We start from the raw sequence: 22590 nt of genomic DNA on the forward strand, positions 1-22590 counted from the left end.
GGGCCGCCGTCACCGAACCCCGCTAACACCCCTCCTGGAACTTCACCGCTTCCAGCGTCACCGGCCGTCCGTCCACCTTCGTGCCCGCGGCCGGGCTCTGCCGGCACACCTTCCAGTGGGACTCCACGAGCACCATCCGGCCGCGCCCCGACGCGTCCTCGACCGTGATGCTGGTCCCGGCGTCGAGAGCCCGCCGGGCGGCCTTCACCGATGTGTCGCGGAAGTCGGGCATGGCGGAGCCGGCCGTGGCGGACCCGTCCGCCACGGCCCCGGCACCGGCGTCGGTCCCGGGGCAGGACTCGTCCAGCTTCACCGCGCCGAAGTCCACCGTCTTGGTGGTGTCGGCCTGCCCGGGCCGGGGCGTCTGCGAGCAGACCTTCCAGTTCCGGTCGAACGCCTGCATCCGCCCGCGCCCCAGGGCGTCATGGCTCCGCAGCAGCCGGAACCCGGCCGCCTGCGCGGCGTCCTGCGCGCTCTGCAGCCCCTTCCCCACCATGTCGGGCAACGCGGCCTGACGCGCCGGGGCGGGCCCCGGCGTGGTCTCCGCGGCGACACTGGGCTCCGCCGCCTTCGTGGCCGTACCCCCGCCTCCAGCAGCGCTCCCCGCGGGCCGGCAGGCGACGAGCCCGAGGCAGAGCACCCCGAGGGCGGCGGCGGAAACGGTGGTGCGGTACATGGTTCCCCCAGAACGGGAAGACGCCTTACGGGAGTGGCGTCATGACAGGCCGTGACGGAGACGGAGACCGGCGACCGCTGGGGAGGGTTGTACGGGCCGGGCGGGGAAATCCTGTTCGGGTGGGCGTCCGGCCGGCATCGCGGCAGGCCGTGGCGGGGGCACCGGCCTCGACGGCACCGCCCCGGCGCACCTGCTGGATGTCAGGTCAGCTCTTCACGGGCTCGTCGCGTCGTCCCGGCGCGTCGTCCCGGCCGGTCCCCTGGTCCGCGATGGCCTTGTGGTGGCGAACGACCTCGCCGATGATGAAATTCAGGAATTTCTCGGCGAACGCCGGATCCAGTTTGGCGTCCTCCGCCAGTTTGCGCAGGCGGGCGATCTGGGTGGCCTCGCGGGCCGGATCCGCGGGCGGCAGGTTGTGCCGGGCCTTGAGTTCGCCGACCTGCTGGGTGCACTTGAAGCGCTCGGCGAGCAGGTGGACCAGTGCGGCGTCCAGATTGTCGATGCTGCCGCGCAGGTAGATCAGGCGCTCCCGCGCCTCCTCGTCGGCCACGGAGGTCGCGTCGCCCGCCAGTGGTGCGGTCCCCTCGCTCATGTACGTCTCGCCAATCTGGTCGTACCGGTCGCCCCGGTCGGGCAGTGCTGATCCTGTGCACACTACCCGGCCACGGGCGGCGGGCTTAACCGCGCGGAGCGCGCAGGCCCCGCAGATGGCGGGCGGAGCGGCGGGCGGTGGACAGGGAGCCCGCCGGGTTGGCGGCCGGGTCCACGGCGTCGTCGCGTTCGACGATCCAGTGGGCGGAGCGGCGGCCGCGGCGGCGTTCCACCGCCGAGATGAAGCGGCGGTGATCGATGTCGCCGTCGCCGACGTCGACCATGCGGTAGCCGTCCCGGGTGGCGGTGTCGTGCTCGCCGTCCTTGACGTGGAAGAGGGGGTAGCGGGTGGGGGCCGCCAGGACGTACGCGAGGGGGTCGAAGGGGGCGGGGGTGCCGTCCGGGCGCCGGGAGAAACGGTACTGCGCGACGTAGGCCCAGAAGATGTCCATCTCGAAGAAGACGAGACGGGGGTCGGTCTCCGCGAGCAGGACGTCGTACAGGCGGACGCGTGGGTCGTCGGTGGCGAAGGCGAATTCCCCGGCGTGGTTGTGGTGGTAGAAACGCATGCCGCGGGCGCGGGCGGCAGCGCCGTACGCGTTGAAGTCGGCGGCGGCGCGTTTCCAGGCGTCGACGGTGTTGCCGTACCGGTCGGGGCTGGACGGGGTGCCGATGTACGGCAGGCCGAGGGCCTCGGCGTCGTCGAGGACCTGGGTCAGGCGGGTGGCGAACGTGTACGCGGTGGGGTCGGCCGAGGCGTACCCGACGTGGCTGCCGATGCCGCGCAGCCCGTTGTCGCTGAGCAGCCGCCTGAGCCGGCGCAGGGTGATCGTCCCGGCGGAGCCCTGGGTGTAACCGGCGAACTCGACCTCGTCGTAGCCGTAGCACGCGAGGTCCTCGAAGACGCGGGCGAAGCCGAGGGACGAGGTCTGGTCGCGGAGGGTGTAGAGCTGGATGCCGAGGCGGCCGGGCGGGAGGACGGGGCGGTGGTGGGGGTGCCGGGCGGGGGCGGCCGGTGCGGCGGACCGGTGCGTTCCGTGCTGGGCGGCGTGCGCGGGGCCGGTCCCGGGGCCGAGGAGGGCGGCTGCCGACGCGCCGGCGGCCACGCCGAGGAAGCCGCGGCGGTGGAGGGTGCGTCTGAGGGCGGCTCGGCGGGGGTCGTCGTGGTCGTGGGGATTCCGGTGAGCGGGCATGGCGGGTGGGCTCCTTGATCGGTGGGCGGTGTCCGGTGGGCGGTGGGCGGTCGGGTGGGCCGGCCGGGCGGTGGACCGGCGTAGCGGTCGGCCGGAGGGGGCGCGTTGTCAGTGGGTGCGGGCAAGATGAAGGAGCAGTGACTTCACGTCGGTGGCGGCGAAGGGGGTGGGCAGGGGTGCGTCGGATGCGGAGCAGATGAGGAGCGGGCCGTCGGCCGGGTCGGCGCCGGGTGCGGGGAGCAGTCCGTGGCTGCCGCGTACGGGCTCGGGGTCGAGCGGGACGACCGCCATGCGGTAGCGCAGGCCGGCCTTCTTGCGGGCCAGGGCGGTCGCCGCGCGGAGCCGTACGTACGGGTCGCGGGGGTCCATGAAGAGTTCGGCCGGGTCGTAGCCGGGTTTGCGGTGGATGTCGACGAGGCGCGCGAAGTCGGGCGCGCGGGCGTCGTCGAGCCAGTAGTAGTACGTGAACCAGGCGTCGGGTTCGGCGAGGGCGACGAGTTCGCCGGAGCGGGGGTGGTCGAGGCCGTACGCCTTCTTGCCCTCGTCGTCGAGCAGCCGGTCCAGACCGGGCAGTCCGGCCAGGGCCGCGCGGGTCGCGTCGAGGTCTTCGGGACGGCGGACGTACACGTGCGCGATCTGGTGGTCGGCGACGGCGAACGCGCGGGAAGCGGTGGGGTCCAGGTATTCCATCCCGTCCTGCGTGTGCACGTCCAGCAGGCCGGCGCGGCGCAGGGCGCGGTTGACGTCCACGGGGCGGCGGACGGGCCTGATGCCGTATTCGGACAGGGCGACGACTGTGATGTCCGCGGTGCGCGCGTCGGCCAGGAGGGGGCCGATGACGGTGTCGAGCGCGGCGGCGGCCGTGGCGGCGCGGGGGTCGTCGGGGCCGTAGCGCTGCAGGTCGTAATCGAGGTGCGGGAGGTAGCAGAGGGTGAGGTCGGGACGGCGGGTGTGCAGCAGGTGCCGGGTCGCGTCGGCGATCCACTGTGAGGAGGGGAGGGATGCGGTGGGGCCCCAGTAGGTGAAGAGGGGGAAGGTGCCGAAGCGGCTGGTGAGTTCGTCGTGGAGGGACGGCGGCCGGGTGTAGCAGTCGGGTTCCTTGCGGCCGTCGGCGTAGTAGACGGGGCGCGGGGTGACGGTCCAGTCGGTGCCGGCGCCCATGGCGTACCACCAGCAGACGTTGGCGACCGTGTAGCCCGGGTGTTCGCGGCGGGCGGCGTCCCAGACCTTGTCGCCTGCGACGAGGGCGTTGTGCTGACGCCAGAGGTGGACTTCGCCGACGTCCCGGAAGTACCAGCCGTTGCCGACGATGCCGTGCTGGGCGGGTGGCGTGCCGGTGAGGAACGTGGACTGGACCGTACAGGTCACGGCGGGCAGCACGGTGTCCAGCGGCGTGTACGCGCCGGTGTCCGCGAGCGCTTGGAGGTGCGGCATGTGGGTGAGGAGGCGGGGGGTGAGGCCGACGACGTCCAGGACGAGCAGACGGTTCGGTGCTGCGCTCATGGGAGTTCCTTGAGTCCGAGGTCGGCCAGCAGGTCGCGGACGAGGGCGAGTTCGGACGCGATGCCGTCGGCGAGGCGGCTCCTGCTGCGGGGGCGCAGGCCCGGTGGGAGGGCTTGCCAGGTGTAGGTCTCGACTTCGAGGTGGTGGGTGCGCGGTACGGGTCCGCCTACGAGGAGGGCGAGCGTGTCCCGGAGGACGGGCAGCGTGGAGGTGAGCGGCGGCTCGGGCGGGGTGTGCAGCGGTACGTGGAAGTGCGTGCGCCACGGCGCCGTGCACGGCAGGCCGCCGGCGGCTTCCCCGGCCAGGGCTTCGTCGAGGTCGTCCGTGGCGTGCAGCCGCCCGTCGGGGGTGCGGGTGCGTGCCTGGTGGAGGAAGCGGGGTTCGGCGAAGGCGCGCAGGGCGGCGCGTACGTCCGGGCGGTCGGGGTGTTCGGCGTGCAGCGCGGCCGACAACTGGGCCTTGACGACCGGGATGTGCGCCCGGCGGAGGGCTTCGAGGGCCGTGTGCGGGTCCTCGAAGGAGGTGGCGAGGTGGCAGGTGTCGACGCAGACGCCGATGCGGTGGGCCGGGGGCGCGGCGGGTCCGGACGGCTCGCCCCGCCCGGGTCCGAGGGCGTCGACGGCGTCGGCGGTGGTCTCGATCAGGCAGCCGGGTTCGGGCTCCAGGCCGATGCGTACGGAGCGGCCGGTGAGTTCTTCGAGGGCGTCGAGCCGGCCGGCGAGGGTGTGCAGCGCGCCGAGTGCGGCGGCCCGGCGGCCGGCAGCGTCGCGTACGGCGTCGAAGTCGGTGCGCCACGCGAGCGGCAGCGTGGAGACGGTGCCCTCGGCCACGTCGTCGGGGAGCAGCGCGGCGAGCAGCCGGGCGAGGTCGGCGGTGTGGTCCAGGCGCGCGGGCTCGGTCCAGTCGGGCCGGTAGACGCGGTACTTGACGCGGCTGTCGCCGAACCCCCGGTACGGGAACCCGTTCAGGGTGACGACTTCGAGGCCGCGGGCGCCGAGTTCGCGGCGCAGCCCGCGCAGCGCGGCGGGGTCGCGGACGAGCGTGCGGGCGGCGTCGCGGGCGAGCCACAGGCCGATGCCGAGACGGTCCCGGCCGAGGCGTCTGCGTACGGGTTCGCAGTGGTCGCGGAGTTGGGCGAGTACCCCGTGCAGGGTTTCGGCGGGGTGGACGTTGGTGCAGTACGCCAGGTGGACGGTCGACCCGTCGGGGTGCCGGAACCGCATGTGCCCTCGCCCTCCTCATTCCCCGCCGCGGAGGACGGAGTTGCCCTCGTGCAGGGCACCCGGGGGCTGGGCGGTGAGGTCCAGCCGGCCGCTGAGGCCGTAGAACGCGACGGGGTTGCGCCACAGGACCTGGTCCACGTCGTCCTCGGAGAAACCGGCGGCCAGCATCGCCTCGCCGACGTGCCGGGTCTTCAGCGGGTCGCTGCGGCCCCAGTCGGCGGCGGAGTTGACCAGCACGCGGTCGGTGCCGTGCAGGCGCAGGAAGCGCACCATGCGGTCGGGGTCCATCTTGGTGTCCGGATAGAGGGAAAAGCCCAGCCAGCAGCCACTGTCAGTGGCCTGCCCTACCGTTGTCTCATTGAGATGGTCCAGGACGACGTGATCGGGGGGCAGGTCGGATTCACGCAGGACGTCGAGGGTGCGCCTGAGGCCCGCCGCCTTGTCGCGGTGGGGGGTGTGGACGAGGGCCGGCAGGCCGTGGTCCACGGCGAGCTGGAGCTGGGCGGCGAGGGCGGTGTCCTCGGCGGGCGTCATCGAGTCGTAGCCGATCTCGCCGACGGCGACGACCGGGTCTTTTACGAGGTAGCGGGGCAGGGCTTCGAGGACGGGGGTACAGCGGGGGTCGTTCGCCTCCTTGGGATTGAGGGCGAGCGTGCAGTGGTGGGCGATGCCGTACTGCGCGGCACGGAAGGGTTCCCAGCCCAGGAGGGAGTCGAAGTAGTCGAAGAAACTGGCGGGTGAGGTGCGGGGCTGCCCCAGCCAGAAGGAGGGCTCGACGACGGCGCGGACACCCGCGGCGTACATGGCTTCGTAGTCGTCCGTGGTGCGGGAGGTCATGTGGATGTGCGGGTCGAAGATGCGCATCGGTCTCCTCGCGTGCCGGGGCACGGTGCCGGCGGCCCGGCGGCCCGGCGGCCGGGCTCGGCACCGGTGGGGGTCAGGTTCCGGCCGGGTCGGATACCTGAGGTACCTCGGGTATCGGGAAGCGGTCGGTGTCGGTGGGTGACGGGAAGGGGGATGCTGAGGGAGCGGTGGATACGGGCGGTGCGGTAGGTACGGGCGGTGCGGTGAGGTCCAGGACGCGCTGGACGTCGGCGGGTACGGAGCGGTACGCGGCGGTGCGCTCACGGGCGTATGCGGCGAGCATGTGGGCCAGCTCCGTGTCTCCGCGGGCGCGTTCTGCCAGGCCGGCCACGGCGGTCACCGGGACGCCGGTGAACAGGCACTTCAGTACGGCGTGCCGCCAGGTGTGCGCGTCGAGGTGACGGGCGGCGTACGGGCCCACGGCGGCGGCGACCAGCCGGGTGTCGTCGGTGCGCAGCGCGTCCTCGACGAGCGGCCGGGCGCTCGGGCCCAGGTCCAGGTGGGGCAGCGCCATCAGCACGGCGCGGCGTTCGGCGGCGGTGCCGTGCCGGTAGAGCCGGGTGACGGTCCGGGCGTCGGCACGGGCCGTGTGCAGGAGCAGGATGCGGGCCGCCTCGGCCGCCTCCCGGTCCCGCGCGTGCGGCGGCTCACGGCGGGTGCAGTGCCGGCCCGCCGAGACGAACCGCATCTCCCACACGGGCGGGGCGTACGCGGTGTAGGAGAGCGCGCCGTCGCCGTCCGCCGTGCCCTGGGCGCCTGGAGCCGCGGCTGTGGCTGAGGCCGCTGCTGCCGCAGCCACGGCTTGCGCTTCGGCGTGCGCCTCGTCCAGTGCCTCGTCGAGCCAGGCGCGCGCAGCGCCGCCGAGCCGGTCGCGCAGGGCCGTGTGGAGCTGGGCCATCCAGTCCTCCGGCGTCAGCATCGTGATCCTCCTGAGGGCCGGGCGGACGGGTGCGACGGGGCGGGAGCACGTAACGGCTCGGCGGACCGGGCCAGTTCGGCGGATCGGGCCGGGTCGGCGGACCGGGCCGGCTCGGCGGGCCGGGCCAGTTCGGCGGGTCGGACCGGGTCGGCAGGTCGGACCGGGTCGGCGGACCGGACCGGGTCGGCGGACCGGGCCAGTTCGGCAGGCCGGGCCGGGTCGGCGGACCGGACCGGGTCGGCGGACCGGGCCAGTTCGGCAGGCCGGGCCAGTTCGGCAGGCCGGACCGGCTCGGCGGGCCGGACCGGCTCGGCGGACCGGGCCAGTTCGGAGGGCCGGGCCAGTTCGGAGGGCCGGACCGGGTCGGCGGCCCGGGCCAGTTCGGCGGTGCGGAGGAAGGAGAGGGAGGTGCGGGCCAGGTCCGGGCCCGCGTGGGAGTGGCGGGGCAGCTCGACGCTGACCAGGCCCTGGTAACCGGTGTCCCGGAGCGCTGCCAGGACCGGCGGGAAGTCGATCTCGCCCGCGCCGAACGGCAGGTGCTCGTGCACGCCGCGCCGCATGTCCTCGATCTGGACGTGCCGCAGCCAGGGCGCGGCGGCGCGGACGCACGCGGCCGGCGGGTCGGGTTCCAGACACTGGCAGTGGCCGATGTCCAGGGTCAGGCCGAGGACGTCGGCGGGCGGTGCGTCGAGTGTGGTGCGCAGGCGGTGGAAACCGGCGAGGTCGGAGAGGAGGTGGCCCGGTTCGGGTTCGACGGCCAGCGGGATGCGGGCGGTGGTGGCCGTGTCGAGTACGGGGGTGAGTGCGCCGGCGAGGCGTTGCCAGGCGGCGGGTTCCGGCGTGCCGGGAGGGCGGGGCCCGCTGAAGCAGTGCACTGCCGTGGCGCCGAGGTCCGCGCCGACGCGGACGGCGGTGCGGAGCAGGTCGGCGCGGGCCGTGCGGGCGTCCGGGTCGGGGTCGAGGAGAGTGGGGTGGTGTTTGCGCCGGGGGTCGAGGACGTACCGGGCGCCGGTTTCGACGGCGATGGACAGGTCCAGCGCGTCGAGTCGGTGCGCCAGCCGGGTCGTTCGCGCTGCGAGGCCCGGGGCGACGGGGTCCAGGTGCATGTGGTCGAGGGTGAGGGCGACGCCGTCGTAACCGAGGTCGGCGAGGAGGGCGAGCGCGTCGGTCAGCCGGAGGTCGGTCAGGCCGTTGGTGCCGTAGGCGAGACGGAGCGGACGCGTGGTGGTCATGTCGGGCTGACCTTCCGGGACAGCCGCCGGGCGGCGGGCATCAGAGCCAGCAGCGCGGCGCCTGTCCGGGGCGCGCCGGCGCGTGCGGTGAGGGCTGCCTGGAGCGGGATCAGCGCGCGGATCCCGCTGCCGACGGCGCGCTGGAGGAGGTAGGGCGAAGGGTTGAGGGCCGCGTGGAAGAAGGGGCGCGCGACGGCCCCGGCGTAGAGGGCGGCGGCGGCCTTGGGGGTGGCGTCCGCGAGTCGGGCCGTGGCCACTGCGGCTTTGGTTCCGGCTCCGCCGGCCACCCCGCTCACCACCGCCATGACGCCCCATGCGGCCAGTGGCAAGGCCGGTGAGCTGCCCTGGGCTTCGCGGCGCGAGACGGTGGTGACCGCGAGGGTGTGGGTGCCGACCAGCGCCGCCGACGGCAACGCCTTGGCCAGCGCCCGGCCCACCCCCCGCCCCTCTCCCTGTCCCTGCCCCGGCCCCGGCCCCCGCCCAGACCTCCGCGCCGGGACCGCCGACGCGGCGCCTTGCAGTACGTCGAGGGTGCGGGCGCAGGCCATGGCGAGCGGGCCCGCCGGGGTGTTCTTGAGGCGGAGGTCGTAGGCCCAGACGGTGGCGGCCAGCGCGGTGGCGGTGACCAGGGACGGGCGCCCGGCGGCTCGCGCCAGGGTCAGGCCCGCCGCCGTCAGCCCGGCAGCCGCGCCGAGGGCGGCCGCCGGGGTGATGCGACCGGACGGGAGGGGCCGCTCGGGGCGCTCGACGGCGTCGGTGTCGCGGTCGGCCCAGTCGTTGAGCGCCATGCCCGCCTCGTAGAGGCAGAGGGACGAGCCGGCGGCGAGGAGGGTGCGCGGACCGGGCCCGTACCCGGCGGCCGCAGCCCCCGCCAGCAGATCCCCCGGCACGCTGAACAGCGCGGATACACGCAGCAGTGCCAGCCAGGCAGAGCCGGCAGGAGAAGGGGCGAGCGCTCCCGCCCCGGAAGAGGCAGCCGCAATCCCAGCCCCAGCCCCAGCCCCAGCGGCACGAGACGCACCCGCCCTCACACCCATACCCACTCCCCCACCCGCCCCCGGTACCACTCTCATCGCCGCCCCCCGAGCCCTCGCGCGAACGCGAGCAGTTCGGCGTACTGGTCGGCCAGTGCGGCGGGGCCGCCGTCCGGGTCCTTGAAGTAGAAGCCCAGCGGGGTGAGGGGCCCGGAGAGTCCGGCCGCGTGCGCGGCGGCGGCCAGGCGTACGAGGTCGAGGACCAGCGGGGCGGCCAGCGCCGAGTCGCAGCCCTGCCAGACGGTCTGGAGGATCATGCGGTTGCCGAGGAAGCCCTCGAAGGCGACGTGGTCCCAGGCGGTCTTCCAGTCGCCGAGCGCCGGAACGTTGTCGATGTGCACCTCGCCGGGCGGCGCCGCGCCGAGGTTGTCCGCGAGGACGCGTGCCTTGCCCGCGTTCTTGGCGGCGGCGGCCGCCGGGTCGGTCAGGGTGGCGCCGTCGCCGCCGCCGAGCAGGTTGGTGCCGGACCAGGCGCGTACGGGAAGGGCCCGCTGGGCGAACATCGGGGCGAGGACGGATCGCAGCAGGGTCTGGCCGGTCTTGCCGTCGCGGCCCGCGTACGGCAGCCCGCTGCACACGGCCATCTGCTGGAGCAGCGGGTGGTGCATGCCGGTGGACGGCGTGAAGTTGACGTACGGGCAGCCCGCGCGCAGCGCCGCGTGGGCGTAGAGGGAGCTGGGCGGGAGACGGTCGCCTCCGCCTCCGCTGCCGGACGCCGATTCTGTGCCGGCCGATTCTGTGCCGGCCGGTTCCGTACCGACCGGCTCCGTGGCGGCCGGCTCCGTCGAGGCGACGTTGACGACGACCGCGCGGTCCAGGCCGTGGGTGCGTACGAAGGCCCGCAGGTCGGCGGTGAAGGCCGTGACCAGTTCCGCGTCCCCGCGGGTGTCGCCGGGGAGCGGGCCGCCGGGCCGTACCGCGTCGTCCGCCACCGTCAGTTCGGCGTGCACGGCGCGCGGCAGGTCGTGCGGGAGCACGCCGCCCGCCGCCAGTTCCTCGGCCCGTTTGGGCAGCGGGTACGTCGCGGTGTCGTGGCCGCCGAAGACGAGGGAGGCCAGGGGCGGCAGCGGTACCCCGTCGAACGGCGCGGTCTCGGTGACCATGCCGGTCGGCGGGTGCAGTCCGGCGGCGACCGCGGCACACCCGGCGATCACGGTGGTCGCGACCGAACCACGCGCCCCGACCAGCCACACCCCCGTACGCCCCCCGTCCCCCCATCCCGACCCCGCCACCCCCGCCTTCCCCGCCAACCCCACGTTCCCCGTCACCCCCGCCTTCCCTGCCTTCCCCGTCACCCCCGCCTTCCCTGCCTTCCCCGTCATCCCCGTCATCCCCGTCATCCCCGACCACCCTTCCCCGCCGCCTCGAACTCCTTCACCCGGATGTTGCGGAAGGAGACCCGGTCCTCGGCACCGTGGTTCTGGATGCCGATGTGGCCCTGGCGCAGGCTGCGCGCCGGGTCCGTGTTCGTGAAGTCGTTGATCTGGTGTCCGTTGAGGTAGATGCGCAGCCGTTCGCCCTCGACGCGCAGTTCGTAGGTGTTCCACTCCCCCGGCGGGTTGAGCGCGGCGTCGCGTGCCGGGGCGTCCGCGGCCTGGAAGCCGTACACGGACCCGGTGGTGCGGTCGGGTGCGTCGGTGGCGTCGATCTGGATCTCGTAGCCGTTGTTCACGGCCGACCAGGGGTCGTCGGAGGGCGGGAAGCCGAGGAAGACCCCGGAGTTGTCGTCGCCGTCGGCGCCGGACATCCGCCAGTCGAGTTTGAGGGAGTACGAGCCGAACTCCCGGGCCGCGTACCAGAGCAGGCCCATGCCACCGTCCGAGGTGAGCGTGGCGTCCTCCAGGGTGAAGGAGCCTGGGCCCGCCTGCTGCCAGCCACGGGTGGAGGTGCCGTCGAACAGGGCCCGGTAGCCGGTCTCCGGGCGGCAGTCGGCCCGTGCGGCGCCGGTGGCCCAGCGGATGCCGCCCAGCAGGTGCGTACGGAAGGCGGGGTCGGCGAAGGACTGCGCGGTGTGCCCGCCGCCGGTGTAGAAGGCCCGGCCGCCGCGGTACTCCTGGCACCAGGCGATGGGGTGGTCGCCGCGCATCGTGCCGCCGCTGTACGTGGACTCGTCGAGGGCGGCCAGGACGTGGGCGCGGGCGCGCGGGTTGCTGCGGTAGTTGTACCACTCGTCGGTGCGGTTCCAGGCTGCGGCGAGGTGGGCGGTGGCCGGGTGGGCGCGGTCCTCGACGCGTACGGTGGCGGGCTGCACGGCGGGGTGGGACTGGAAGTAGGCGCCGGCCAGGCCGCCGTAGAACGGCCAGTCGTACTCGGTGTCGGCGGCGGCGTGCACACCGACGTATCCGCCGCCGCGCGCGATGTAGCGTTCGAAGGCCCGCTGCTGGGCGGGCCCCAGCACGTCGCCGGTGGTGGAGAGGAAGACGACGGCGGCGTACCGGGCGAGGCGCTTGTCGTCGAAAGCCGCGGCGTCCTCGGTGGCGTCCACGGTGAAGCCGTGCCGCTCGCCGAGCTCCCTGACGGCGGCGATGCCGTCGGGGATCGAGTCGTGCCGGAACCCGGCGGTCTTGGCGAAGACCAGGACGCGGTCCTCGGGTGCGCGGTCGGGGCCGCCGGGCAGGGTCATGGTCGCCAGCAGGGTGGCGGCGGCCGCCGCGGTGGTGGCCAGCCGGGCACAGGGATACATGTCGGTTCTCCTTCCGCCGGCCACGGGGCGGGCGTCCGGCGCTCGTGCGTCCGGTCGCCCCGGGCGCCGTCCGCCCGCCCCGGTGGCCACCTCGGGTCAGCCGGTGGTGAAGGTGAAGTCGTCCACGTCGAAGAGGGCGCCCGTGCCGCTGCCCTTGAAGACGAGGTAGAGGGTGGTGGTACCGGCCGGCGGTTTGCCGCCGAGGGTGGCCGAGACGTCGGTGAAGGTCTCCCAGCCGCCGGTCACCGGGACCTTGACGCTGCCGAGCAGCCGCCCGTCCGCCCGTCCCGCGCGGATCTCCAGCGTGCCGCCGGCGCCGGCGGAGGAGACCCGGGCGGTGAACGTCCTGGCGTTCTTGACGAGGTACGGCTTGAACGCGATCCAGTCGCCGTGGTGGATGTCGCCGACGGTCCGGCCGCCGTGCGCCGGTGCGTGGGTGACGATCCGTACGCCCTGGGAGGTGCCGAAGTGTTCGGCCTGGCGGTGCCGGGGCTGGGTGACGGCCTGGTCGTGGGTGGTCAGGGGCGGCTGGCCGTTCGCGCCCTGGTCGGTGTACTCGGCGTCGAAGACCCCGAAGATGTTGGCGTTGGGGTCGTGTTCGCCGTCCGCCCTGGTCTGGAGGGTGCCGGAGCAGCCGGTGGCGGAGGTGACGGGGTGGCCGTGGCTGTCGTGGCCGAGGATGTGGGTGACCTTGACCCGGGCGCAGTCGACGGCGCGGTCCTCGGGGTCGGTGACCTGGACCCTGAACGGGACCTTGTCGCCGAAGGTGAACAGCTGTCCGTCGCCGGGGAGCTGGAGCGTGACCTTGGGCGCGGTGTTGCCGACGGTCAGGTGGACGCTCGCCGTGCCGGTCCGGCCGCCGGGGTCCTCGGCGGTCACGGTCGCGGTGTAGGTGCCGTTCCTGCGGTAGGTGTGGGCGGGGTTCTGCTGCGCCGAGGTGGTGCCGTCGCCGAAGTTCCAGGTGTACGTGAGTGCGTCGCCGTCCGCGTCGGTGGCCGAGGCGCCGAACCGCACCGTCAGCGGCGCCTGGCCGGACGTACGGTCGGCCTTGGCCTCGGCGACCGGTGAGTGGCCGCCGGTGGCGTTCTCGATGCGGTAGAGGGCGGAGTTCTCGTCGCCGTTGAAGTAGCCGGTCCCGTAGTCCAGGACGTACAGGGCGCCGTCCGGGCCGAAGGCCATGTCCATGACCTGGGTGCCCTTCCAGGGGAAGGCGTTGATGGTGCGGCCCGTGCCGTCGGCGGCCGGTTCGATGCGTTTGATCCAGCGGCGCCCGAACTCGCCGGCGAAGAAGTTCCCGTCGTACGCCTGCGGGAACTTGACCTGCGAGGTGGAGGCGGCGTCGTAGCGGTAGACCGGCCCGGCCATCGGGGACTCGGAGCCGGTGCCGAACTCGGGCACCGACCCGCCGTCGTACGGGATCCACGCGGGCTGGGCGGCCGGCAGGCCGGTCAGGCCGGTGTTGCGCGGCGAGGAGTTCCTGGGTGCGGCGCAGTCGAAGGCGGTGCCCGGGGTCTCGGTGGCGAAGTCGTAATCGACGTAGGCGTCGTTGTCGCCGGTGCAGTACGGCCAGCCGTAGTTGCCGGGCTTGGTGACGCGGGTGAACTCGACCTGGCCGGCGGGGCCCCGCTTCGGGTCGGCGGTGCCCGCGTCCGGGCCGTAGTCCCCGACGTAGACGGTGCCGGTGGGCTTGTCGACGCTCATCCGGAAGGGGTTGCGGAAGCCCATCGCGTAGATCTCGGGCCGGGTCTTCGCGGTGCCGGCCGGGAAGAGGTTGCCGTCGGGAACGGTGTACGTGCCGTCCGCGTGCACCTTGATGCGCAGGATCTTGCCGCGCAGATCGTCGGTGTTCCCCGCGCTGCGCTGGGCGTCGTAGGCGGGGTTGCGGATCGCGCGTTCGTCGATGGGCGTGTAGCCGTCGGAGGCGAACGGGTTGGAGTCGTCGCCGGTGGAGAGGTAGAGGTTGCCCTGGGCGTCGAAGTCGATGTCGCCGCCGACGTGGCAGCAGATGCCGCGGGACGCGGGCACGTCCAGGATCTTCTTTTCGCTCGCCGTGTCCAGGGTGCCGTCGGCCTTGAGCACGAAGCGGGAGAGGCGGTTGACGCCGTCGAACTTCGCGAAGTCCGCGGCGGTGCCCTCGTCGGGGGCGTCACCGGGCGGGGTGCCGAGCTGCGGCGCGTAGTAGAGGTAGACGAAGCGGTTGGCGGCGAAGCCGGGGTCGATGCCGACGCCCTGGAGGCCTTCCTCGTCGTGGCTGTAGACGGGGAGTCTGCCCGCGATCTTCGTGGTGCCGCCCGCGTCGGTCAGGCGAACCGTTCCGTCCCGCGAGGTGTGCAGGACGGACCGGTCCGGCAGTACGGCGAGCGTCATCGGCTCGCCCATCTCGGGCTCGCCCTTGGCGAGGGTGACCTGCTGGTAGTCCTCGGCGGCGGCAGCGCCCGGTGCGGCGGCAGACGCGGCGGTGGCGGCCGGGACGCCGGCCAGGGACAGGGACGTGGCGGCCAGCAGCGCGCTCGCGCACAGCGCGAGTGCCGGGCGCAGGGTGCCTCGGCGTGGTCTTCGGTGCACGGTGCCTCCCTTACGGGTGGTGGGCAGCGGGATGTCACTCGGTCTGGCGGCCGTCGGCCTGTCGGCCTGCCGGCCCGGCGGACGGTCCCGTCTTCAGGCGCCGGACGGATCCCCGACATCGGACGGCCCCGCCCCGAACGCCGCGTCGAACGCGGCGGCGGGCGGCTCGTAGTCGTACGACTTGAGGTGCAGCAGCGCCTCGGGGGCGCCCTGGAGGCGGTCCATGCCCGGGTCCTCCCACTCGACCGACACCGGCCCCTCGTAACCGATCGAGCGCAGCATCCGGAACACGTCCTCCCAGGGCACCTCACCGTGCCCGGCCGAGACGAAGTCCCAGCCGCGGCGCGGGTCGCCCCAGGGCAGGTGGGAGCCGAGGCGGCCGTTGCGGCCGTCCAGGCGGCGCCGCGCCTCCTTGCAGTCCACGTGGTAGATCCGGTCCCGGAAGTCGTAGAGGAAGCCGACCGGGTCCAGGTCCTGCCAGACGAAGTGGCTGGGGTCGAAGTTGAGGCCGAAGGCGGGGCGGTGGCCGACCGCCTCCAGGGCGCGGCGGGTGGTCCAGTAGTCGTACGCGATCTCGCCGGGGTGCACCTCGTGGGCGAAGCGCACGCCTTCCGCGTCGAAGACGTCCAGGACCGGCCCCCAGCGCTCGGCGAAGTCCGTGTATCCGGCCTCGACCATCGAGGGCGGTACGGGCGGGAACATCGCGACCAGGTGCCAGATCGCGGAGCCGGTGAAGCCGACGACGGTCCGTACGCCGAAGGCCGCGGCGGCGCGCGCGGTGTCCGCCATCTCGGCCGCGGCCCGGCGCCGTACGCCCTCCGGTGCGCCGTCGCCCCAGACGCGGCCGGGCAGGATGGCACGGTGCCGCTCGTCGATGATCGCGTCGCAGACGGCCTGTCCCACCAGGTGGTTGGAGACGGCCCAGCACTTCAGGCCGTACGTGTCGAGCAACTGGCCCCGGGTGGCGAGATAGCCGGGTTCGGACAGCGCCCGGTCCACCTCGAAGTGGTCGCCCCAGCAGGCGAGTTCGAGCCCGTCGTAGCCGAAGTCGCGGGCGAGCCGGCAGACCTCCTCCAGGGGCAGGTCCGCCCACTGACCGGTGAAGAGCGTGAACGGTCTGGCCATACGGGTCTCCTCGGAACGGGCGGGGCGGACGGTACGGCGGCGGCGCAGCGGGCGGATGGTGGGGAGAGGGACACGATCGGGCGCCGGGCCGCGGCTGACAAGAGGGGCCGCGGCGTCAGGTGGGGAAGTCAGCCACGGCCGGGGACACGGGCGTGTACGCGCAGTTCCCGGCGGCGCTGGCCTCGACGGCCGCCAGCACCCGCTGCACCTGCAGCCCGTCCGCGAAGGACGGTGCGGGCTCGGTGCCGGCGGCGACGGCGTGCACGAGGTCGCGTGCCTGGTGGACGAAGGTGTGCTCGTAGCCGAGGCCGTGGCCGGGCGGCCACCAGGCCTTCAGGTACGGATGGCCGGGTTCGGTGACCAGGATGCGGCGGAATCCGGCCGCGACGGCCGGTTCGGTCTGGTCGTGGAAGGACAGTTCGTTGAGCCGCTCCAGGTCGAAGGCGAGCGAGCCGCGCTCCCCGTTCAGCTCGATGCGCAGCGCGTTCTTGCGGCCGGCGGCGACCCGGCTGGCCTCGAAGGAGGCGAGCGCGCCGGAGGCGAAGCGGCCGGTGAACAGCGCGGCGTCGTCGACCGTGACGGTGCCGCGGCCGCCCGACGGCAGCGGCCGTTCCCGTACGAAGGTGCCGGTGACCGCGGAGACGCCGGTGAGCCGTTCCCCCGCCAGGTACTGGGCCAGGTCCACGATGTGCGCGCCCAGGTCGCCGAGCGCGCCGGAGCCGGCCTGGTCCCGGCGCAGCCGCCAGGTCAGCGGCGCCTCGGGGTCGACCAGCCAGTCCTGGAGGTAGCTGGCGCGTACGTGCCGCAGGGTGCCGATCCGGCCGTCGCGGATCATCCGGCGGGCGAGCGCGACGGCGGGGGTGCGGCGGTAGTTGAAGCCGACCATCGCGACCCGGCCGCCGGCGCGGGCGGTCCCTGCGGCGGCCGCCATCGCTTCCGCCTCGGCCACGGAGTTGGCCAGCGGCTTCTCGCACAGCACGTGCTTGCCCGCCTCCAGCGCGGCGACAGCGATCTCGGCGTGGCTGTCGCCCGGCGTGCAGATGTCGACGAGCTGCACGTCGTCGCGGTCGAGCAGGCGCCGCCAGTCGGTCTCGGCGGCGGCCCAGCCGTGCCGGGCCGCGGCGGCCGCGACGGCGTCCCGGTTCCGGCCGCACACCGCGTTCATCGCGGGGCGCAGCGGCAGGTCGAAGACGCGGCCCACGGTGCGCCAGCCCTGGGAGTGGGCGGCGCCCATGAACGCGTAACCGACCATGCCGATGCCCAGTTCCGCCTGCGGGCCGCCGGGCGGCGGGGGCTGCCGGCGCGGCGGGGTCACCCGCGTAACCGGGCGTGCGGGGTGCGGTGCCGGTTCCCGCAGGCGGTCGTCGTGATCCTCGCGGTCCTCATGATTGTTGTGATCGTCGTGGCCCTCATGTTCGTCGTGGCCCTCATGTTCGTCATGGCCCTCGTGCTCATCCATGCATCACCTCGTCGGTCGGCCGTGGTCGGCGGTCTTCCGGGGAACTTTTGGGTGGCGGGGGTCAGTTGAAGCCGGTGGGGAGGTAAGCGTCGACGTTGTCCCGGGTGACGACGGCGGAGTAGAGGGTCACCGAAGCGGGGATCTCCAGTTCGGCGGTGCCGGAGATGCCCCGGCCCTGGGCGAGGGCGCGGGCCAGGTCGATGGCGGACGCCGACATGGTCGGCGGGTAGAGCACGGTCGCCCGCAGGACGGAACGGCCGGCCTTGATGGTCTCCATGACGCGGCGGGAGCCGGCGCCGCCGACCATCAGGAAGCCGTCCCGCCCGGCCTGCTCGATGGCGCGTTCGGCGCCCACGCCCTGGTCGTCGTCGTGGTTCCACAGCGCGTCGAAGGAGGGGTGCGCCTGGAGCAGCCCGGCCATCTTGGCCTGCCCGGACTCCACGGTGAACTCGGCGGCCTGGCGGCCCACCTTGCGGACGGTGGGGTAGTTCTTCAGGGCGTCGTCGAAGCCCCTGGTGCGCTCCCGGGTCAGTTCGAGGGTGTCGATACCGGCCAGTTCGACGACCGTCGCGTTCGGCTTGTCCTTGAGCTGTTCGCCGATGTAGCGGCCGGCGTTCAGGCCCATCCCGTAATTGTCGCCGCCGATCCAGCAGCGGTACGCCTGCGGGGAGGCGAAGATCCGGTCGAGGTTGACGACGGGGATGCCGGCCCGCATGGCCTTCAGCCCGACCTGGGTGAGGGCCTTGCCGTCGGCGGGGAGGATCACCAGGACGTCGACCTTCTTGTTGATGAGGGTCTCGATCTGCCCGATCTGCTGGGCGGTGTCGTTGGAGCCTTCGGTGATGTCGAGGGTGACGTCCTGGTAGCGCTCCGCGCGGCTCTTGGCGTTCTGGTTGATGGCGTTGAGCCAGCCGTGGTCGGCCTGCGGCCCGGCGAAGCCGATGGTGACCTTCTTGCCGGGCTTGTCGTCCGCGCCGGCCGCCTGCTGCTGCGTGGCGCCCGCGGGCGCGTCGCCGCGCTGGTTGCTCGTGCAGGCGCTGAGCAGCGCACCTGCGGAGACGGCCGCCGCGCCGAAGAGCACGCCCCGGCGGCTGCTGCTCCGGCCGGCCCCGGCGTCCGCCGCCCTGCCGTACGGGCCCGGTACGCCGTCCGCGGCCGGTGTGCCGTACGGGCCCGGACCCGGTGTGCTGTCGGTCATGACGTGTGTCCCTTCTGGACCAGTACGGCGATGACGATGATGGCGCCCTTGGCGATCTGCTGGACGGCGGTCTCCAGGTTGTTCAGGGCGAACAGGTTGGTGATCGTGGTGAAGACGAGGACGCCGAGCACCGAGCCGGTGACGGTGCCGCGGCCGCCGCTGAGCAGGGTGCCGCCGATGATCGCGGCGGCGATGGCGTCGAGTTCGTAGAGGTTGCCGTTGGTGTTCTGGCCCGATCCGGTCAGCACGATCAGCAGGAAGGCGGCGATGCCGCAGCACAGCCCGGACAGCAGGTAGAGCAGCAGCCGCTGCCGCCGTACGTCGATGCCCGCCAGCCGCGCCGCCTCCGGGTTGCCGCCGACGGCCACGGTGCGCCGCCCGAAAGTCGTACGGTTCAGCAGCAGCCAGCCGGTGACGGTGACGGCCGCGAAGACCAGCACGATGGGCGGGACGCCGAGGACGTAGGCGTCCCGCCGGCCCAGGTCCAGCACGGACGGGACCGACACGATCTGGGTGCCGCCCTGGCTGATCTGGAGGGCGAGGCCGCGGGCGGCGGCGAGCATGGCGAGCGTGGCGATGAACGGCACCATGCCGCCGAAGGAGACCAGCAGCCCGTTGACCAGCCCGCAGCCGAGGCCGACGAGCAGCGCGCAGAGCAGGATGCCGCCGAGGCCGTACTCCTGCGTGGCCACCGTCGTCGCCCAGACCGTCGCGAGCGCGACCATCGCGCCGACGGACAGGTCGATGCCGCCCCCGATGATCACGAAGGTGACGCCGACCGTCACCACACCGATCACCGACGCCTGGGTGAGGACGAGTTGCAGGTTCTGCACGCTCAGGAACTGTCCGGGGCGGGTGAGGGCGCCGACGGCCACGAGCGCCGCGAGCACACCGAGCAGGGAGAGGTTGCGTACGTCGGCACGGACGCGCAGCCGGCCGGGGGCGCCGGGTGCACGGGCCGGGGGCCCGTCGTACGGTCCCGGTACGGGGTCGGGCGCCGGGGTGCGGCCGGTGCCGGCCGGGGCCGGGTGGCGGGGCCGGCGGGGTACTCGCTCGTCGGAAGTGTTCACGGTCGGTCTCCTCGCGCTCGTCCGGCACTCTCGGCGCTTCCGGCAGGCTCTGCGGCGCCGCCCGCCATGACCAGGTCGAGCACCCGGTGCTCGTCCAGCGCGGCCGCGCGGTCCTCGTGGACGACCCGGCCCTCGCGCAGCACCAGCACCCGGTCGGAAAGGCCCAGGACTTCGGGGATCTCGCTGGACACCAGCAGCACCGCCACACCGTCGTCGGCGAGCCGCCGCACCAGCGCGTACAGCTCGGCGCGGGCGCCGACGTCCACCCCTCGGGTGGGCTCGTCGAGCAGCAGCACCCGGCAGCCGCGCAGCAACCAGCGGGCCAGGACGGCTTTCTGCTGGTTGCCGCCCGACAGGGTCCGTACCGGCCGGTCCGGGTCGTCGGGCCGCAGGGAGAGGCCGCGGGCGGCGGCGCGGGCGGCGGAACGTTCCGCCGCGCGGTCCAGCCACCCGGCGCGGGAGAAGCGCGGCAGCGAGGAGACCGAGACGTTGCGGCTGACGGACTCCAGGAGCAGCAGGGCCTGGGACTTGCGCTCCTCGGGGGCGAGGCCGAGTCCCGCGCGTACGGCGGCGGGGACGCTGCCGGGGCGCAGCGGGCGCCCGCCGGCCAGGACGCGGCCCGCGGTGGGGCGGCGGGCGCCGAAGACGGTCTCCAGGATCTCCGAGCGCCCGGACCCGACGAGCCCGGCGAGCCCGAGGATCTCGCCCGGGTACAGGTCGAAGTCCAGCGGCGCGAACTCGCCGCGGCGGGTGAGCCCTCGCACCGTGAGGGCGGGGGTGGGGGTGGGAGCGGGGTCCGTGACGGGAGCGGGGTCCGTGACGGGAGCGGGATCGGTGGTGGGAGCGGGATCGGTGGTGGGAGCGGGGCCGGGTGCCGCGTCGGTGGGGCCGGGGCCGGTGCCGCCGCGCCGTACGGGAAAGGCGTGCTCGACGGCGCGGCCCGTCATCAGCGTCACGATGTCCTGGGTACGGGTCGTCCGCGCGTCCAGTCCGCGCGCCGCCGCTCGGCCGTCCTTGAGGACGGTGACCCGGTCGCCGATCCGGCGGATCTCCTCCAGCCGGTGCGAGATGTACACGACCGCGACACCCGCGCCGGTCAGGCCGGTGACGATACGGAAGAGGTTGCCGACCTCGTCGGGGTCGAGGGCGGCGGACGGCTCGTCCATGACGATCAGCCGGACGTCGTGGGAGAGGGCGCGCGCCATGGAGGCGATCTGCTGTCCGGCGGCGGACAGTGAGCCGGCCGGCGCGTCCGGGTCGATCTCGGGATGGCCGAGGCGGCCGAGGAGCGCGGCGGTGGCGGTCCGCGCCGCGCGGGAGCGGACGAAGCCGGCGGTGGCGCGCTCGTGCCCGAGGAAGACGTTCTCGGCCACCGACAGGTGTTCCACCAGGTCGAGTTCCTGGTAGATGGTGGCGATGCCGAGCCGCATGGCGGCGGCCGGGGACTTCGGCGCGACCGGCGTGCCCTGCCAGCGGATCTCGCCCGCGTCGGGCTGGTGGACGCCGGCCAGCACCTTGATCAGGGTGGACTTGCCGGCGCCGTTCTGGCCGAGCAGACAGTGCGTCTCACCGGCCGTCACGTCGAGGTCGACGCCGTCCAGGGCCCGTACGCCGGGGAAGGACTTGGTGACGCCGTGCATGGTCAGCAGGGGGCCGGCGGGTTCCGGCGGCGGGCCGGGCGGGCTCCCCGCGCCGGCCGGGACCGGCGGACCGGGGTGGCGCTCTGGTGCCATGGCGGGCAGCCTCCTCGACGGGCGTCGGCGGGCGGGCGGCGTGGCAGGCGTCGGCGCGGGGGCGCTGGCGCGCGAAGGCGTGCGGTACGGAGGTACGGAGGCGCTGCGGTACGAGTGCGGAAGCGCTGCGGTACGACGTGCGGAAGCGCTGCGGTGCGACGTGCGGAGGCGCTCAGGCGGGCACGTGAGGTGGTGCGGCGGAGGGTGGTGCGGCAGGCGGTGGTGCGGCGGACGGTGCGTCAGGCGGGTGAGAACAGGTGGTCGCTGATGAGGCGGGCGGCGCCGGTGACGCCGGCCACCTGGCCCAGCTCCCCCAGCACGATGGGCAGGTTGTTCGTCGCCAGCGGCAGTGACTGGCGGTAGACCTGGGTGCGGATCGCGGCGAGGAGGGTGTGGCCGAGGCCGGTCACGCCGCCCCCGATCACCACCAGCCCCGGGTTGAAGAAGCTGACGAGCCCGGCGATGACCTGGCCGGTGCGGGTGCCGCCGGACCGGATCAGGTCCAGCGCGACGGGGTCGCCGGAGGCGGCAGCGGCGGCCACCTCGGGCGCGCCGAGCGTACCGGCCGCCGCCAGCCGCGCCGCCAGCTCCGGTGAGGTCCCCTCGCGCGCCGCGGCCGCCGCGTCCCGGGCGAGGGAGGCGCCGCCGAAGTACGCCTCAAGGCAGCCGCGGTTGCCGCAGGCGCACGGGCGGCCGTCCGGTTCGACCTGGATGTGGCCGATGTCGCCGGCGCTGCCCGTCGTACCGCGGTAGACCTCGCCGCCCACGACGATGCCGCAGCCGATGCCCGTACCGATCTTGACGAAGAGGAAGTCCTGTACGGTGCGGGCGACGCCCGCGTGCTGCTCCCCCACCGCCATCAGGTTGACGTCGTTGTCGACCATGACGGGGCAGCCCAGTTCCTGGCTGAGCGCCTCCCGTACGGGAAAGCCGTCCCAGCCCGGCATGATCGGCGGCGCCACCGGCACGCCCTCGGGGAAGCGGACCGGCCCCGGCACGCCGATGCCCGCGCCGTCGAACCCCTCGGCCACCCCGCTCGCCTTCAGCTTGCCCGCCAGGGCGAGGGCCTGCTCGAAGACGGCGACCGGCCCCTCGCGGACGTCCATGGGCTGGGTCAGGTGGCCCAGCACCTCCAGTTCGGCGTTGGTGACGGCCACGTCGACGGAGGTGGCGCCGATGTCGATGCCCAGGAAGCGCAGCGAGGGCGCGAGCCGGACGTTGTGCGAGCGGCGGCCGCCGCGGGAGGCGGCCAGGCCGTCGGCGACGACCAGCCCGGTCTCCAGCAGCCGGTCCACCTCCACGGCCAGTTTCGAACGCGAGAGGTCGACCTGGTCGCCCAGCTGGGCGCGGGAGTTGGGGCCGTGGTCGCGGAGCAGGCGGAGGAGCCGCGCCTGGTGCGCGTTGGCGGGCCTCGCCGTCATGCGCCTCACGCCACCCCTCCAGCCGTCGTCGGCCGTACGTGGTCCGGCACCGAGCGACGCCGGAGCGAGCTTTCGAGGGGAACGTAGCAGCGCTTGTCCGG

General features: G+C 74.0%; 17 protein-coding genes and 1 pseudogene. All 18 read right to left on the reverse strand.

The genetic code is table 11. From position 1 onward, the window contains the following. Window positions 1–22: 22 nt before the first annotated feature. Window positions 23–676, reverse strand: coding sequence for a hypothetical protein (locus tag AB0L45_RS11925; RefSeq protein ID WP_365838683.1), 654 nt, complete (start codon window positions 674–676; stop codon window positions 23–25). Between the two features lie 205 nt (window positions 677–881). Continuing rightward, window positions 882–1268, reverse strand: coding sequence for a chorismate mutase (locus AB0L45_RS11930; protein ID WP_365838685.1), 387 nt, complete (start codon window positions 1266–1268; stop codon window positions 882–884). An 85-nt stretch (window positions 1269–1353) separates the two neighbouring features. After that, window positions 1354–2460, reverse strand: coding sequence for a sugar phosphate isomerase/epimerase (locus AB0L45_RS11935; protein WP_365838687.1), 1107 nt, complete (start codon window positions 2458–2460; stop codon window positions 1354–1356). 108 nt (window positions 2461–2568) lie between these two features. Continuing rightward, entirely contained in the window at window positions 2569–3963 is a 1395-nt protein-coding gene (locus AB0L45_RS11940; RefSeq protein ID WP_365838689.1) for a nucleotide pyrophosphatase/phosphodiesterase family protein, read from the reverse strand. Continuing rightward, window positions 3960–5186: a metabolite traffic protein EboE gene (gene eboE, locus AB0L45_RS11945; protein ID WP_365838691.1), complete on the reverse strand. Its 1227-nt coding sequence runs from the start codon at window positions 5184–5186 to the stop codon at window positions 3960–3962. Before eboE ends, AB0L45_RS11940 begins: the two co-directional genes overlap by 4 nt. A 15-nt stretch (window positions 5187–5201) precedes the next feature. Further along, the gene (locus AB0L45_RS11950; RefSeq protein WP_365838693.1) at window positions 5202–6050 is read right to left on the reverse strand and encodes a TatD family hydrolase; all 849 of its coding nucleotides are present in this window, start codon (window positions 6048–6050) and stop codon (window positions 5202–5204) included. Between the two features lie 73 nt (window positions 6051–6123). Beyond that, window positions 6124–6969 (reverse strand): EboA domain-containing protein, encoded by an 846-nt coding sequence (locus AB0L45_RS11955; RefSeq protein ID WP_365838695.1) that lies wholly within the window; start codon window positions 6967–6969, stop codon window positions 6124–6126. 380 nt (window positions 6970–7349) lie between these two features. Then, window positions 7350–8201 (reverse strand): annotated as a pseudogene (locus AB0L45_RS11960) (sugar phosphate isomerase/epimerase family protein); the annotation flags it as partial. Beyond that, window positions 8198–9274, reverse strand: a complete 1077-nt coding sequence (locus tag AB0L45_RS11965; RefSeq protein WP_365838697.1) for an SCO3242 family prenyltransferase — start codon at window positions 9272–9274, stop codon at window positions 8198–8200. The pseudogene AB0L45_RS11960 and the gene AB0L45_RS11965, both read right to left, overlap by 4 nt. Beyond that, window positions 9271–10557, reverse strand: a complete 1287-nt coding sequence (locus AB0L45_RS11970; RefSeq protein ID WP_365838699.1) for an inositol-3-phosphate synthase — start codon at window positions 10555–10557, stop codon at window positions 9271–9273. Before AB0L45_RS11970 ends, AB0L45_RS11965 begins: the two co-directional genes overlap by 4 nt. A gap of 14 nt (window positions 10558–10571) precedes the next feature. Beyond that, window positions 10572–11858 carry a ThuA domain-containing protein gene (locus tag AB0L45_RS11975; protein WP_365839029.1) on the reverse strand — a complete coding sequence of 429 codons (1287 nt, stop codon included), beginning with the start codon at window positions 11856–11858 and terminating at the stop codon, window positions 10572–10574. Window positions 11859–12014: 156 nt separating this feature from the next. Beyond that, a complete protein-coding gene (locus tag AB0L45_RS11980) occupies window positions 12015–14483 on the reverse strand; it encodes a PQQ-dependent sugar dehydrogenase (protein ID WP_365838701.1) in 2469 nt (822 codons plus the stop codon). A 93-nt stretch (window positions 14484–14576) separates the two neighbouring features. Beyond that, window positions 14577–15608 carry a sugar phosphate isomerase/epimerase family protein gene (locus tag AB0L45_RS11985; RefSeq protein WP_365838703.1) on the reverse strand — a complete coding sequence of 344 codons (1032 nt, stop codon included), beginning with the start codon at window positions 15606–15608 and terminating at the stop codon, window positions 14577–14579. 115 nt (window positions 15609–15723) lie between these two features. Then, the gene (locus tag AB0L45_RS11990) at window positions 15724–16860 is read right to left on the reverse strand and encodes a Gfo/Idh/MocA family oxidoreductase (RefSeq protein ID WP_365839031.1); all 1137 of its coding nucleotides are present in this window, start codon (window positions 16858–16860) and stop codon (window positions 15724–15726) included. 268 nt (window positions 16861–17128) lie between these two features. Then, window positions 17129–18265, reverse strand: a complete 1137-nt coding sequence (locus tag AB0L45_RS11995) for a substrate-binding domain-containing protein (protein ID WP_365838705.1) — start codon at window positions 18263–18265, stop codon at window positions 17129–17131. Continuing rightward, window positions 18262–19197 (reverse strand): ABC transporter permease, encoded by a 936-nt coding sequence (locus AB0L45_RS12000; RefSeq protein WP_365839033.1) that lies wholly within the window; start codon window positions 19195–19197, stop codon window positions 18262–18264. Before AB0L45_RS12000 ends, AB0L45_RS11995 begins: the two co-directional genes overlap by 4 nt. A gap of 134 nt (window positions 19198–19331) precedes the next feature. Beyond that, entirely contained in the window at window positions 19332–20975 is a 1644-nt protein-coding gene (locus AB0L45_RS12005) for an ATP-binding cassette domain-containing protein (RefSeq protein WP_365839035.1), read from the reverse strand. Between the two features lie 332 nt (window positions 20976–21307). Further along, window positions 21308–22489: an ROK family transcriptional regulator gene (locus AB0L45_RS12010; protein WP_365838707.1), complete on the reverse strand. Its 1182-nt coding sequence runs from the start codon at window positions 22487–22489 to the stop codon at window positions 21308–21310. Between the last annotated feature and the right edge of the window lie 101 nt (window positions 22490–22590).

Origin of the sequence: Streptomyces sp. NPDC052496, assembly GCF_040679095.1 — a bacterium.
Lineage (GTDB): Bacteria > Actinomycetota > Actinomycetes > Streptomycetales > Streptomycetaceae > Streptomyces.